Genomic DNA, 14,504 nt, shown 5'->3' on the forward strand with positions numbered 1-14,504 from the left:
GCCACCTCGCCTTGTTGCGGCGCCATCAACGCAGCAACAAATTCAGCCACGTGCCACCGCCAGGGCAGGTATAGCCTGTAGCCATGCCGACCACACCCGAGGGCAGGCCGCCTGCCGAGACCATGTTCGACGAGACCTTCTGGGATGGGCGCTACAGCGGCAGCCGCGCCGTCTGGAGCGGAAATCCCAATCCACAGCTGCTGGCCGAAATGGAATCCTTCCCCACACAGGCACCCGCGATTGCGGCCGCATCGGCGGACGGGCCGGGCTGGCCCGCTGCCCTGGACGTGGGCTGTGGTGAGGGTGCCGATTCCATCTGGCTGGCCCGGCGCGGCTGGCATGTGACGGCAGTGGACATCTCGCGCGTTGCATTGCAGAAGGCAGAGCAGCACGCCAAGGCGCTCGAGCTGCCCGGTTCCATTGCCTGGGAGCACCACGACCTGCTGGAGTGGGCCCCGCCGGCAGCAGCGTTCGACCTGGTCAACGCCCAGTTCATGCACCTCCCCAGCCAGGACCGCATACCCGTATTTGCGCGGCTCGCGGCAGCCGTTGCCGCAGGCGGGACGCTGCTGGTGGTGGGGCACTCCTCGCAGGACCTACTGGCGGGGGCCAAGCGGCCCAACGCACCTGATCTTTACTTCACCGCCGCCGAGGTGGCCACCTCACTGGACCCGCAAGTGTGGAGGGTGGAGGTGGCAGAGGCCCGGCCCAGATCTGCGGCAGGTGTTGATGGGGAAACCATCACGATCCACGACGAGGTGCTGCGGGCCGTCCGGATCGCCACCAGCTAGTCCCGGCGCACCAGTCTCAGCTCCCAGGCTCCTCAGCAGCGTCGTTTTTTCGAGCGGCCGGGATTTCTCCCCGGGGAACCAGGCAGGGGCGGTGCCACGGAAACGTAGCGACGCCCTGTAGGCGTGGTGGTTTCCGTGGCCCAGCCCTCTCCCGCAGGACCGGTTCCGCGCTGGAACTGCCATCCGGGTGCTTCCTTGGCCTGGTTGCAGTCGGTGCACAGCCCCTGGCCGTTTTCCGTTGTTGTGGGACCGCCTGCGGCATAGGACTTGATGTGGTCGAACTCCCGGATGGGAGCGTCGCAGTACAGCGTCTGGCAGCGCTGGTCACGGAGCCGGATGAATTCCTTCATGCCTTCGGGGAACACCCTTGCCCGGGAGTCCATGGCGAGCAGGGCGTTGCTGTCTGGATGGGTGAAGAGCCGTTTCAACCAGACCCGGGGTGAGAACCCGTCTGCCGCTGTGTCCGGTTGCAGGATCATGTCCCGGGCCGTGGGTGCCGGGATTGGCTCGTAGCCCACTAGGACGGCCGGTTCATTGTCGCTGCCAAAAAGAGACCTGTCGGTCATGACCAGCTCCAGTGCGATCTCCGGCTCCCTCACGGCCGTGCACCAGGGTTCACGCACGGCACCGGGCCAGCCGCCGCCTGCTCCATCCGCCCCGGGTGCCGGGGCGCCCCTGTGGTCACTGATGGTGCCGGCGCCGTCGTCGCAGGCCGCGTGCTGGATGAGTCGGTGCATGAGGGCGTCGGCCATGACCTGGCCCTTGCTGCGTTCATCTCCTGCTGCCCGGGCGCTCTGGGCCACTTTGGTCAGGGTATTGAGGATGCGCACGCCTTGCTTGAGTGGAATGAGTGCGGTCAAGAACGTCATGCCGTCGGCGGCGGGGCGGAGCGAGACGTAGCGGTCGCCCACTGCCTTTTGTCCGCGCTTGACGAAGGCCTCCGGGTCGAGCTGGTAAGCAGCTTTTCTGGCCGCCGCCCGCAGCTCCCTGGTGCCCATGAGTTCAACGGCGCCCACGTCGCCGCTGATGCAGCGGTCCACCCGGGCCCGGTCCTCAAATGATAGGAATACAGTCTCTGTAGCCACGATTCTGGCCCTGAATTCGTTGAGGCTGCCACGGGAAAAGGCGTCCATGCTGCATGGCAGCTCACGGACCAGCACCTCCGCCAGTTCGCACAGCTGGCGCCCCCGGTGCGGCGATTCGTGCCTGGCAAGGGCCACTTGATGGGCAATCCCCTTGCCGATTCGTTCCTTCGGCACGCCCACCTGCGCCTGACTGAGGCGTTGGCTGGCCACAAACAACGTTTGCGCGTGGGCTTGCGCCGCGGCCATGGCGTTCTTGGCCGTTTCCAGCTTGTCGATGACATCTATGAGCGTGGCCGCCGAAATCTGGCCAACGGCCACGGCATCGAAGCCCGCACTGGTGGGGTTCCCACCCAAGGGGGCAATGACATCTGTGGCTTGGGCGAAACGGGCCTCCGCCTTGCTCGCCGCTGACTTTGCCGCGGACAGCCGCTCGGACAGGGCAGCCAGGGTTTCCGCGCTGCGGCCCCCGCGAATGGCACTGTCGAGCTCCCCGGCCGCATCATCGGCCCGGGCCCTTGCCTGGGCGGCAAATTCATGGGCCAGGGCCGCATCCAGCTGCGCGAGCATGGCGGGGTCAAAGAAGCTGCCGCAACTTTCCAGGACGGAGTTGCCAAGTTCAAGGAGGCCACGGCACTTCTGCATGGTTGCGGCGCCAGCACCACTTCTCGCGCCCGCAATCGCATTCCGGGTGCCGGCTCCAACGGCTGGCGGAACCGGCGCATTGGAGGCGGTGCCAAGGAAGCGTGGGCCGGCGCAATTGGCGGGACTGTCGAAAAAGTCCGGAGCTGCCACGTCCATCACCGCCCTGTGCCGGAAGCCCCGGCCGGTGGCCGAAGCAAGAGTTCGGGATCAAGTTCAGACCGCCAAACAGGACGTTTGCCCGGCCCTTCCATTGCTCCCTTGCTACTTAAACTCTACGCAGGGGGTGTGACATTTTTGGCCCATCCGGCGCATCTGTGGATGGCCCCCTTGCCAGCTGTTCCTGTGGAGGAACTGCCCACAAAAGGCTTCACGCCAAGTGCAGCTTGAACCCCGCGTGGGACTGCACAAAGCCAAGCCGTTCATAGAAGCGGTGCGCGTCAGTGCGGGAATTGTCGCTGGTGAGCTGCACCAACGTGGCACCCCGCCGTCCTGCCTCCTCCACGGCCCAGGCGATCATGGCGGATCCGAGTCCATTGCCCCGCAAATCCGCCGAAACCCGCACGGCCTCGATCTGTTGCCGGGTTGCCCCGCCCCGGGCCAGGCCGGGCAGGTACGTCAGCTGCATGGTCCCCACAACTGTCCCGGCGGCGTCCTCCACCACGCACAGCAGGTGGGCCGGGTCGGCGTCGATCGCGTGGAAGGCCGCCAGGTAGGGGGCCCGGCGTTCCGGGGCCGTGGAGTCTACGGCAGCACGGAGCTGGTCGGCGGCCATCAGCCCAACGATGCCGGCAACGTCGCCTTCAACGGCGCGCCTCAAGCGGAAGGACTGGCCTGCGAGCGCGAAGGTTGTCAATGTCATGGGCGGGTCCCTTCATGGTGACGCCGGCAGCAACTGATGCCAACACCACGACGATACCCACCATTTGCCCTGCGCCCAGCACCTCCCCGGCCACAAGCCAACCCAGCAGGATCGCAACCACGGGACTGAGCAGCCCCAGGAAGGCTGCGGCACCCGCCGGAAGTTCGGACAGCCCGCGGAACCAGCAGACATAGGCCAGTGCAGTGCCGAAAAGCGACAGAAACAGGTAACCGGCCAGGTTGGGCACTGTCAGCGGTTCTGCTGGCAGGCCCTCGAGCAACATCAGGGGCACGGCCAGTGTGGCTCCACCCGCCAGCAGCTGCCACGCGGTGGTAGCCAGGGGCGGCACCGGCCGGCCCGCACGGGAGACCGGCTGGCCCCATTTCTTCGCCAACACCGTGCCCGCCGCCATGGACAGGGTGCCGCCCGCGGCGGCGGCGAGGCCCAGCGCGTCCAGCCGCGACTGCGACTGCAGCACAATCAGGGCCACCCCAAGCACGCCTGCCGAGCCGGCCGCCAACCGGGTCCAGGTGAGATGCTCCTGCAGGATCCGGCTGGCCAACAGGGCCACGAGCAGCGGCTGGGCACCTCCCACAATCGCGGCCACTCCGCCAGGCAGGCGGTAGGCGGCCACAAACAGCAATGCGAAGAAGAGCCCGATGTTCAGCACCCCCAGCACCCACGACTTCCACCACCAGGAGCCCGCCGGCAGGCGCCGCGACAGCGCCAACAGCAACAGGCCCGCGGGCACGGCACGCAGCACGGCGGCCAGCAAGGGCCTCCCCTCCGGCAGGAACAGGGTGGTGGTGAGGTAGGTGGACCCCCACAGCACGGGGGCAATGGCGGTGAGCAGGATGAATTTTTTGCTAAGCACTTAGCTAATATAACTAAGTGCTTAGCAAATTGCTAGGGTGGATCCATGACGGAGCAACTAGATCGCATCCTGGCCCAGTGGCACGCCGAGAAACCCCACCTGGATGTCTCACCCATGGCCGTGATCGGGCGGCTCAGCCGCGCCGCCTCTGCGGTGGAAACGAGGCTGGGCGCAACGTTTGCCGCGCACGGGCTGGATTCCTCTTCCTTCGATGTGCTGGCCACCCTGTTGCGCAGCGGCCACCCCCACAGCCTGACCCCGGCCGCCCTGGCGCGCGACGCCATGGTCTCCACAAGTGCCGTGGCACAGCGCCTAAACAAGCTGGAGTCCCGGGGCCTGGTGTCCAGGACGGCAAACCCCGACGACGGGCGCGGCACCCTGGTCTCGCTGACGCAACCCGGCCGGGATCTCATCGAGGCAACCCTGCCGGACCACCTGGCCACCGAGCACTCCATCACCGGCGTGCTGAGCCAGGGCGAACAGGCCCAGCTGGCTGCCCTGTTGCAGAAGATCACCGACGCAGCGGGCTGACTGCCCGGCCCGGGATCCATGGAAGACTTTCCCCATGACCAAATTGATTGCCCTGGCCGCCCTGCTTGCCGCACTGGCCTGGGGCGTCACGGCAACAGCCTCCTGGATCTCCAAACGAAAAGCCCCCAGGGCCATCGGCGCAGGAGGCACGCAGCGGCCCGTGACAAACGCCGAGGTGGACCGGGCCATGCTCACGGCCCAGTTGCGCACGGCGGCCGGCGTTGCCTTCGCGCTGCTCATGTTCACGTCCCTGTTCCGGGTGTCCGTGGGCTTGTCGGGCCAGGCGGGCCTGACGGCCGTGCTCACGGCAAGCCTGTCGGCCAGCGGGGGCCTGCTGCTGTTCTCCGCCCTGCCCGCCAGGAAACTGGATGCCCCCACACCGCTGCTTGCCAAGCGCTCCATGATTGCACCGGCGGCAATTCTGCTGGCCTTCGCGGCCTTCATCACGGCCGGCGGCCTGGCAGGCCCGGCACTGCTGGCCTGGCAGAACGGCGCGCCTGCCCTGCTCACGGCCCTGGCCATGGCAGGTTCCGCCGTTCTTGTGCTGCAACGGCTCAAGGCCACTGCCTCACTTTCGGATCCGCGCATGGCCTCGCTGGACAGTCAATGGCGCAGGCTCTCGGCCCGCGACCTCACCACCTTCACCAGCGGCGCACTGCTGGCCAGCCTCGGCGGGACTGCCCTTGCCGTCGGTTGGGATGCCTCCGGCGCTGGCACGGCGTCACCCATCTGGACCACGGCGTGCCTCGCCGGGGGTGCGGCACTGGCGGCAGCCGGCGTCGTGCTCCTGGTGCTCTCAGCCAGGGGTGCGCTGACCCTGCGCACGCGCGCCAAGGCAAACACGCACGCCCCGGCCACCGCGGGCTGACAACACAGCGCAAAATCCGCATAAACTGGGTGGCACCATGACTTTGACTATCAGCTACCCCGCCGCGCTTCCCGTCTCGGAGCGCCGCGAGGACCTCATGGCCGCCATCGCCGCCAACCAGGTCACCATCATCGCCGGTGAAACAGGCTCCGGAAAGACCACCCAGATCCCCAAGATGTGCGTGGAACTGGGCCTGGCCGAGAAGGGCCTCATTGGCCACACGCAGCCGCGCCGCCTTGCCGCGCGCACCGTGGCCGAGCGCATCGCCAGTGAACTCGACGTGAAGATTGGCGAGGAGGTGGGCTTCCAGGTCCGCTTCACCGGCCACGTTGGCCCGCAGACCAAGATCAAGCTCATGACCGACGGCATCCTGCTGGCCGAAATCCAGCGCGACCGGCTCCTGCGCAAGTACTCCGTCATCATCATTGACGAGGCCCACGAACGCTCCCTGAACATTGACTTCATCCTGGGCTACCTGCGCCAGATCCTGCCCAAGCGCCCGGACTTGAAGGTCATCATCACCTCGGCCACCATTGACCCCGGCCGCTTCGCCAACCACTTCGCCTCCCCCGAGGGACCTGCGCCCATCGTTGAGGTTTCCGGGCGCACCTTCCCCGTCGAGATCCGCTACCGCCCCCTGGACGGTTCGGCCGAGGACGACGACGAACTTGACTCCCGCACTGACCGCCGCCTTGACGGGGGCAACAGTGAGGAGGACAGGGACCCGCTGGATGCCGTGTGCGACGCCGTGGACGAACTGTCCAAGGAAGCACCCGGGGACATCCTGATCTTCTTCTCCGGCGAGCGCGAAATCCGCGACGCCGCCGATGCCCTGGCCGGCCGGGTCAAGACCAACCCGCGGCTGCGCGACGTCCAGATCCTGCCCCTGTACGCCCGGCTGTCCCTGGCCGAGCAGCATGCAGTGTTCACGACGGGCAACCGCCGCCGGATCGTGCTGGCCACCAACGTGGCGGAGACGTCACTGACGGTGCCCGGTATCAAGTACGTCATTGACCCCGGGACGGCGCGCATCTCCCGGTACTCGCACCGCACCAAGGTCCAGCGCCTGCCCATCGAACGGGTGTCGCAGGCCAGCGCCAACCAGCGCTCGGGCCGTTGTGGCCGTGTCTCCGACGGCATCTGCATCCGCCTGTACTCCGAGGAGGACTTCAACGCCCGGAGCGAGTTCACCGACCCGGAAATCCTGCGCACCAACCTGGCGGCAGTCATCTTGCAGATGACGGCCATGGGCGTTGCCAAGGGGCCCAAGGACGTGGAGAAGTTCCCGTTCGTCCAGCCGCCGGACTCCCGGGCCATCACCGACGGCGTGAACCTGCTGCGCGAGCTCGGCGCCGTGACCGCCCAGGGCGGGATCACCGGCGTCGGACGCCAGCTCTCGCAGCTCCCTGTTGACCCCCGGCTGGGCCGCATGATCGTTGAGGCAGCCAAGCGCGGCGTGGCCGCCGAGGTCATGGTGCTCGCTGCCGCGCTGACCATCCAGGACCCGCGTGAACGCCCCACCGACAAGCAGCAGCTGGCGCAGGAAAAGCACAAGCGCTTTGTGGACGAGCACTCCGACTTCACGGGCTTTTTGAACTTGTGGCGTTACATCAAGGAGAAGCAGGACGAGCTGTCCTCCAGCGCGTTCCGCCGCCTGTGCAAGGCCGAGTTCATCAACTACCTGCGCGTGCGGGAATGGCAGGACCTGTTCACCCAGCTCAAGCAAATGGGCAAGTCGCTGGACATCAAGGTGTCGGGCAATGACATTGACCCGGTGGCCAACCACGACGCAGTGCACATGAGCCTGCTGACGGGGTTGCTGAGCCACATTGGCCTGTACGACCAGCGCAAGCGCGAGTACGCCGGCGCCCGCGGCACCAAGTTCATGGTGTTCCCGGGCTCTGCATTGTTCAAGAAGTCGCCCGACTGGGTCATGGCCGCCGAGCTCGTGGAGACCTCGCGCCTGTGGGCCCGCGTGGCCGCCAAGTTTGACCCGCTCTGGGCCGAGCAGGTGGCCCCGGACCTGGTCAAGCGCACGTACAGCGAGCCGCACTGGTCCAAGCGCAACGGCTCCGTCATGGCGCATGAGAAGGTCACGCTCTACGGCGTGCCCATTGTGCCGGACCGTCGCATCCAGTACAGCCGGATCGACCCGGAACTGTGCCGTGAGATGTTCATCCGCCATGCCCTCGTGGAGGGCGACTGGCACACCAACCACAAGTTCTTCCACCGCAACCAGGCCCTGCTGGCCGAGGTTGAGGAAATGGAAACCCGCATGCGCCGCCGCGACCTGCGCGTGGACGACGAAACGCTCTTTGAGTTCTACGACGAGCGCGTGGGCGGGGACGTGGTGTCCGAGCGGCACTTCGACAAGTGGTGGAAGAACGCCCGGCACGAGAACCCGGCGCTGCTGGACTTCGACACGCACGTGGTCATGGCCGAGGAACCCGCCCTGGACGAGGCCGCGTTCCCCAAGACCTGGGTCCAGGGCGAGTTCGAGCTGCCCCTTTCCTACGAGTTCCACCCCACGGCGCCCGGTGCCGCCCCCAACCCGTCCGACGGCGTGACGGTGCAGGTGCCGCTGCTGTTCCTGAACCAGCTCAGCGAGCCCCAGTTCCGCTGGCAGATCCCGGGCCTGCGGGCCGAGCTGGTCACGGCGCTCATCAAGTCGCTGCCCAAGGCGATCCGCAAGAACTTCATCCCGGCCCCGGACGTTGCCCGGCAGGCCGCCGCCGCACTGGCCGAGGACTTCGACCCCGCAGTGGACGAGCTGGAGCCCTCGCTGGAGCTTGCCCTGCGCCGGATCAAGGGCCATGTGATCCCGCCCGGCTCCTGGAACTGGGACGCCGTGCCGAGCCATCTGCGCATGACATTCTCCGTGGTGGACAAGAACGGCAAGATCCTGGAGGAGGGCCAGGACCTCTCCGATCTGCAGGCCAAGCTGGCCGGTGCCACCCGCCGGGCCATTGCCGAATCGCTCGGCGCCACGCCCAAGACGACGCAGGCCGGGCGGGTTTCGACAAGCTCAACCACCGGACCCCGGGGATCGGCTGATAACCGGGGATCGAGCTTGTCGAGATCAGGGGTCTCGCTCCCCAGCCGCTCCCCCCACTCGCAAGCTCGCGGCGGGTCCCTCGCGGCCGTGGCCCCAAGCTCAACCACCGACGCCCGGGTTTCGACAAGCTCAACCACCGAGGGCATCCAGGAACGCTCCGGGCTCACCGCCTGGGACGTGGGCACGCTCCCCCGCGAGGTCAAGCGCCTGGTGGGCGGGCACACCGTGACGGGCTACCCCGCACTCGTGGACGAGGGCGCAACGGCCGGAGTCCGCGTGTTCCAGCGCCAGGATGCCGCGGATGCCGCCATGCGCGGCGGCGTGATCCGGCTGCTGGCACTGCGCGTGCCTTCCCCGGACAGGTACGTTCTGGACCATTTGAGCAACACGGAGAAGCTGACCTTCAGCCAGAACCCGCATGGTTCGGTGACGGAGCTGATTGCGGACTGCACGCTGGCCACGATCGACAAGCTCACACCTGCCGCACTCCCGTGGACCCAAAAGGACTTCGACGCGCTGTACGAGATGGTGCGGGCCGAGCTCATAGACACGGTGTTCTCGGTGACGGCAGTGGTGGAGAAGGTCCTGGCCTCGAACATGCGCATCCAGAAGAAGCTGCGCGAGACCACGAGCCTGCCGCTCATCAGCGCGCTGAATGACATCAAGCAACAGCTGGAACTTTTGGTGTACCCGGGGTTCGTGGCGAAGACGGGCTTTGCCCAGCTCAGCCAGCTGCCCCGCTACCTCACGGCCATCGAACGCAGGCTGGAGAAGCTGCCCAACAACGTGGCCCGCGACGGACAGTCGATGGCCATAGTGCAGCGCCTCGAGGACGAGTACGACGACGCCATGGCGGCACTGCTGCCCGGGCAGCGTTCAACGGCCGGGCTGGTGCACGTCCGCTGGATGATCGAGGAACTGCGCGTGAGCTTGTTCGCCGTGGAGCTGGGCACTGCCTACTCGGTGTCGGAAAAGCGGATCCGGGTGGCCCTGGCCAAGGCGATGGCCTAGGTTTTTGTGTCTGGCCCGGCCGGGGCAGCGGGATCGGCCGGGGCCTTCGGCCCCTCGGCCGTCCCCTTGGCGTGGTGGCCGAACGGGTCGATGTGCTGGCGCTTGTCGGCCGGGAGGCGTCCGCGCAGCCGGGCCGTGAGCTTTCGCAGGCTCAGCAGCGAGGAATCCGTGTTGGGCCCCTCCACCTCCAGGCCGTAGAAGTCGCCGATGTGTTCCACGAAGGCCAGGCGCTTGGCCTTGTCGTAGGCGCGGGCCTCGCGGGAAAACGCCAGGTAGGTGGAGAAACAGACCAGGATCAAGACCACGCTGAAAGGCAGTGCGATGATGATCGCGGCCGTCTTCAGGGCCTCGAGGCCGCCGGAGAGCAGCAGTGCGCTGGCCAGCAGGGACGTGGCCAGGGTGAAGAAGATGCGGATCCAGTTCTTCGGTTCCACGTCGCCGCCGCTGGCAATCATCCCCATGACAAGTGCGCCGGAGTCGGCCGAGGTCACGAAGAAGATCACGATCATCAAGATGGCGCCAATGGTGAGCACGGAGCCGGCGGGAAGCTGGGCCAGGGTGGCAAACAAGGCCCCTGCGGCATCGACAGTGCCGTCCGCGCCAACCAGGCCGCCCTTGCCGGAAAGCTCGGAGTAGATGGCCGTGCCGCCCAGCACGCTGAACCACAGCAACGTGACCAGGGTGGGCACCAGGATGACGCCGGCCACGAACTGGCGCACCGTGCGGCCCTTGGAAATGCGGGCGATGAAGATGCCCACGAAGGGCGCCCAGGAGATCCACCAGCCCCAGTAGAACGTGGTCCAGGTGGACTGCCAGGCCTCGCCCTCGGCGCCGGAGAAGGCGCTGACGTTGAAGGCCATGCCCACAAGGTCCTGCAGGTAGTTGCCGGTGGACTGGACAAAGTTGCGCAGCAGGAACTGGGTGGGCCCCACCACGAGCAGAAACACCACGAAGATGCCGGCCAGGATCAGGTTCGTGTTGGAGAGCCACTTCATGCCCTTGCCCACGCCGGAAAGCACCGAGAACAGCACGAAACAGGTCACCACGGCAATGATGACCAGGTCAATGAACATCGAAGAGGTGATCAGGCCGGCGCTTTCGAGCCCGGCACTGATCTGCAGCACGCCGAGCCCCAGCGAGGTGGCCACACCGAAGATCGTGCCCACGAGGGCCACAATGTCGATGATGTTGCCCAGGCCGCCGCGGACCTTCCTGCCGAAGAGGGGTTCAAGCGTCCAGCGGATGGAGACGGGCCGGCCGCGCCGGTGGATGGCGTAGGCCAGGGCCAGTCCCAGGACAACGTAGATGGACCAGGCGTGGACACCCCAGTGCAGGAAGGTCTGTGAGAAGGCGTGCTGGGCGAGCTCGCCGGGCGTGCCCGTGGTGCCGGGCTTGGGCGAGGCGTAGTGGCTCAGGGGTTCGCTGACCCCGTAAAACACCAGGCCAATGCCCATGCCGGCGGCGAAGAGCAGGGAGAACCAGGAGCCGAGCGAGAACTCGGGTTCGTCGTCGTCGCGGCCCAACTTGATGTCGCCGAACCTGCCGAAACCCACCCACAAGCTGAAGATGACAAGGGCGGTGGCCAGCAGCACGTAGTACCAGTTGAAGTAGCCCACAATGGTGCCCTGGATGCTGGAAAACAGTTGCTCGGCGGTGTCCGGGGCGACCATCGCGAAGGACGCAAAAACCAGGACAATGGTGGCGGCCGGCCAGAAGACCCAGCGGTGGACGGGCGGGGCGGACTTGGTCTCTGACATTTCCCCAGCATAGGCCCACTCCCCCAATCCCCGCCGGGTTTCGGCCACCCGGGCCGTGTCAATGGTTGGGGAAGCACTTGCCCTGGGCGAGTTTCGACAGCCCCGTGAGGTCCCCGGCGGCAAAGGTGGTGACCTCCTGTTGGCCGTGCTCGTACATGAGCTGGGTGGCGTCCTGCACATGGCCCAGGCCCAGCACGTGGCCCAGTTCGTGCTGGATCACCGCACCCACCCCGGCCGCCCCGGTGGGTTCGGCCAAGGCCTTGGCCAGGCCCTCCGCATTGAGCTGGACGGTGCCAGTGACAAACACTGTGCTGCCCTGGTCCCCCGTGATGCCCTGGCTGCCGCCCAGGCCGGCCAGGAACGGATCGCCCTCCTTGACGTCCAGGGTGAACTGCGGCTCTTCGGCAACCGTCTCCCAGACGATCAACACCGGCGCCCAGCGTTTTCCGTAGCGTTCGGGCTGGTAGGGCTCCCGCTTCTCATCGAAGGACTCGTCAGTCGCGCCGTCGTCAATAAACTCGAAGCCGCTGGCCTTGGAGGCTGCCGCCACGGCGTCCGCCACCAGCTTGGCGGCCCCGGGCGGGGCGTTGTCGGGGCGGGTCACGTAGTGGATGGGGCGGCAGGGATCGTAGGCAATGGGGTCCTGCCGCGTGCCGCTGTGAATGAAAGAATAGCTGTCATTGGGCTCCGCCACCGGCGGCGGGGATCCCAGCGGCTCCTTTTGTGCCTCGACCCCGTGCGGCGGGAAGTCAGTGAAACCGCCGGAGAACAGCCCCGCCCCCTGGGCCGGATCCGTGAACTGCTCGCCAACGATGGCAGCGGTGATCTTCCCGGCGAGGCTGGGGGCCGCGTACCAGGTGCCGGCCACGGCCACGAAGAGGACCAGCAACACTGTCAGCAGAATCCGCGCCGGGTGCCGGCGCCTCCGGCCGCTCCGGCGCGGGGGCACCGGTTCGTTGCCGTGCATGGCGCTGACCAGCCGGCGCACTTCTTCGTCGTGGACCCATTGCGGGGTCCGCCCGGACGGCGAACTCGGCAGCCGCTTGCTGTCCTGCGGGTCCGGCCCGCTCACGGTGCCCCAACCTTCATGCCGAACCCGCCATGGTGACCCCCAATAAGTGTCCAAAGAGCTGTTGGGAAGAATACTAGGCCACGGGTCAAGCCCGGCGCAGGGATGCCCTGTCTGCAGGAGCGGCAACGGGCCGGACCAGCAGCAGCGGGGCGGCACAGGCAAGTGCCGCCCCGGCCACCACCAACGCCACGCCGCTGGAGACCCCCGTGGCAACGAGCCCAAGCACCAGGGCCCCGAGCGATCCTGCGGGCTGAAGCACCATGGAGGCCAGGGACAGCACGGTGGCGCGGTGCCCGGCGTCGACCTCGGCATGGAGCATGGTCTCGTAAATGGCGCCATAGGCCGTGTGCACGGCATAGCAGGCGAAGAACGCAACGACCAGCCCGGCGGGGCCGGCTGCCAGGCCCATGCCAACCACAGTGGCGCCCTGGGCCACGGCAAGCACCACGGCAGCATGGCGCAGGGACCAGCGCCGCAGCAGCAGCGGAACTGCGGCGGCTCCCGCGGCGGACACTGCCCAGGCCGCCGCCGACACCGGGCCCATGGCGACGCCGGCCAGCTCGGGATTGTGCAGGAGTTCGGACAGCCGAATGGGCATGAATTGTTCAAAGCCCACCATGCCGAAGCCCAGGAACAGGCTGGCACCCAGCAGGGCGCGCAAGACCCTGTTGCGCAGGGCCAGTCGGGCGCCGTCGGCAATGGTGCGCGGGGTGGCCCGGACGGAATCCCACAAGGAGGAGGCGTGGGCGGGGCGTTCCTCACGCATGAGGAGCAGGGTGGCGGCTATCTGCGCCAGCGTCAGCACGGCGGCGGCCAGGAACGGGGTGGCCAGCGCATCAAGGGCCGGAAACGGGTGCCAGGCAATGAGGCCCCCGGAGGCCAAAGCGCCGAGGGCAATGGATGAGCCAATGACAGTTCCGGCGCCGGAGATGCCCTTCGCCACGGTGTCGCCGCTGCCGCCCGGGCCGCTGCGGGCGGCCAGGGTCCCATCCACGAACCAGGCGTTCAGCGGGCCGCTGTCCAAGGCCCGGAACACGCCCTGCAACGCCGAGGCTGCCATGAACCAGCCCAGCGTCCCGGCGAAGGCGAACATTGAGTAGGAGGCCAGGGCAAACAGGGCCGCGGCCACCATGAGCGGGCGGCGGCCCCATGAATCGGCAAACCCGCCAGTGGGCAGCTCCAGGAAAAGAACCACGATGCCCTGGACCGACAACACCGCACCAAACTCGGCGATGCTCAGCCCCCGGTGCAGGGGCAGGAGCGCGTAGACGGGGATGAGCAGCCCCGCGGGCAGCCAGCGCAGGGCCGTCAACAGCCAGAACTTTGCCCGGAGGCTCACTGCGGCCGCCGGGGAAGGGCCAGTACGTGCCAGGCAACCGGCCGGGCGTCCGGTGAATCGGACTCCCGTGATGCGAAGTCCGCCAGGAGGCCCTGGATGCGGTCCATGAGCTCGGCCGCGTCCTCGGGGGTGAGGCGCAGCAGCCAGTCGTTGATGCCAAGGACCGGCTCCCACTCCGGCGCCAGGCCGCCGCGGAGGTAGTCGCCCACATTCTCCATCAGGTAGTCCACACTGTGGCCCGTGGCCGCCCGCATCAACGCCTGGGCGGCCACGTCGGAGCCGAAGCCCTCCGTGCGGAAATCGGTTTGCCGGTGCACCGCCTTCCATCGGCGTTCACGGCGGGATTGCTTGGCGTCGTCGTCTGCCACAAAGCCGTAGCGTTCCAGTTGGCGCAGGTGGTACGACGCCGAGCCGCTGGATTCCCCCAGCCTGCGGCCAAGCTCCGAGGCCGTGGCCGGGCCGTGTTCGCGCAAGGCCGCCAGCAGGCCCATGCGCAGCGGGTGGGCGATGGCCTTGAGCGTTTCAAGGTCGGATACTGTCTTTCCCGAACTGTCCATGGCACAAGCCTAGAACGCAAAGAACTCTTTGCAAAGGTTTCTTTGCAAAGAGTTCTTTGGGGC

11 protein-coding genes are annotated in these 14,504 nt (G+C 67.3%); 4 read left to right on the forward strand and 7 right to left on the reverse strand.

Annotated elements, in window-relative coordinates; translation table 11 throughout:
- The first annotated feature begins 83 nt into the window (after positions 1–83).
- Positions 84–791 carry a class I SAM-dependent methyltransferase gene (locus PCK14_RS03475; RefSeq protein WP_269937073.1) on the forward strand — a complete coding sequence of 236 codons (708 nt, stop codon included), beginning with the start codon at positions 84–86 and terminating at the stop codon, positions 789–791.
- Between the two features lie 32 nt (positions 792–823).
- Here the strand turns inward: PCK14_RS03475 and PCK14_RS03480 are convergent, their stop codons facing one another.
- From PCK14_RS03480 to PCK14_RS03490, 3 genes are all read right to left on the reverse strand, one after another.
- Positions 824–2,518 carry an HNH endonuclease gene (locus tag PCK14_RS03480; RefSeq protein WP_269937074.1) on the reverse strand — a complete coding sequence of 565 codons (1,695 nt, stop codon included), beginning with the start codon at positions 2,516–2,518 and terminating at the stop codon, positions 824–826.
- Positions 2,519–2,885: 367 nt separating this feature from the next.
- Positions 2,886–3,377 carry a GNAT family N-acetyltransferase gene (locus tag PCK14_RS03485; RefSeq protein ID WP_269937075.1) on the reverse strand — a complete coding sequence of 164 codons (492 nt, stop codon included), beginning with the start codon at positions 3,375–3,377 and terminating at the stop codon, positions 2,886–2,888.
- Complete coding sequence (locus tag PCK14_RS03490; RefSeq protein WP_269937076.1) at positions 3,319–4,251, reverse strand: EamA family transporter; 933 nt, start codon at positions 4,249–4,251, stop codon at positions 3,319–3,321. The genes PCK14_RS03485 and PCK14_RS03490 overlap by 59 nt, the downstream gene beginning before the upstream one ends.
- 45 nt (positions 4,252–4,296) lie before the next feature.
- On the opposite strand from PCK14_RS03490, the gene PCK14_RS03495 reads away from it, so the two are divergent.
- The 3 genes from PCK14_RS03495 to hrpA are packed head-to-tail and all read left to right on the forward strand — an operon-like array spanning position 4,297 to position 9,716.
- Positions 4,297–4,782 (forward strand): MarR family winged helix-turn-helix transcriptional regulator, encoded by a 486-nt coding sequence (locus PCK14_RS03495; protein WP_269937077.1) that lies wholly within the window; start codon positions 4,297–4,299, stop codon positions 4,780–4,782.
- 34 nt (positions 4,783–4,816) lie between these two features.
- The gene (locus tag PCK14_RS03500; protein WP_269937078.1) at positions 4,817–5,650 is read left to right on the forward strand and encodes a hypothetical protein; all 834 of its coding nucleotides are present in this window, start codon (positions 4,817–4,819) and stop codon (positions 5,648–5,650) included.
- Positions 5,651–5,687: 37 nt separating this feature from the next.
- Positions 5,688–9,716, forward strand: a complete 4,029-nt coding sequence (gene hrpA / locus PCK14_RS03505; RefSeq protein ID WP_269937079.1) for an ATP-dependent RNA helicase HrpA — start codon at positions 5,688–5,690, stop codon at positions 9,714–9,716.
- Here hrpA and PCK14_RS03510 read toward each other — a convergent pair.
- The 4 genes from PCK14_RS03510 to PCK14_RS03525 all read right to left on the reverse strand — a co-directional run bounded on the left by PCK14_RS03510 (position 9,713) and on the right by PCK14_RS03525 (position 14,441).
- The gene (locus PCK14_RS03510; protein WP_269937080.1) at positions 9,713–11,473 is read right to left on the reverse strand and encodes a BCCT family transporter; all 1,761 of its coding nucleotides are present in this window, start codon (positions 11,471–11,473) and stop codon (positions 9,713–9,715) included. The two genes, hrpA and PCK14_RS03510, sit on opposite strands and share 4 nt — an antisense overlap.
- A gap of 58 nt (positions 11,474–11,531) precedes the next feature.
- Positions 11,532–12,545: a matrixin family metalloprotease gene (locus tag PCK14_RS03515; RefSeq protein ID WP_269937081.1), complete on the reverse strand. Its 1,014-nt coding sequence runs from the start codon at positions 12,543–12,545 to the stop codon at positions 11,532–11,534.
- Positions 12,546–12,630: 85 nt separating this feature from the next.
- Positions 12,631–13,884: an MFS transporter gene (locus PCK14_RS03520; RefSeq protein WP_269937082.1), complete on the reverse strand. Its 1,254-nt coding sequence runs from the start codon at positions 13,882–13,884 to the stop codon at positions 12,631–12,633.
- On the reverse strand, positions 13,881–14,441 hold the full coding sequence (locus PCK14_RS03525; RefSeq protein WP_269937083.1) for a winged helix-turn-helix domain-containing protein: 561 nt from the start codon (positions 14,439–14,441) through the stop codon (positions 13,881–13,883). Before PCK14_RS03525 ends, PCK14_RS03520 begins: the two co-directional genes overlap by 4 nt.
- Positions 14,442–14,504: the final 63 nt, after the last annotated feature.

The sequence above is a fragment of the Arthrobacter sp. HY1533 genome, from assembly GCF_027568515.1.
GTDB lineage: Bacteria > Actinomycetota > Actinomycetes > Actinomycetales > Micrococcaceae > Specibacter.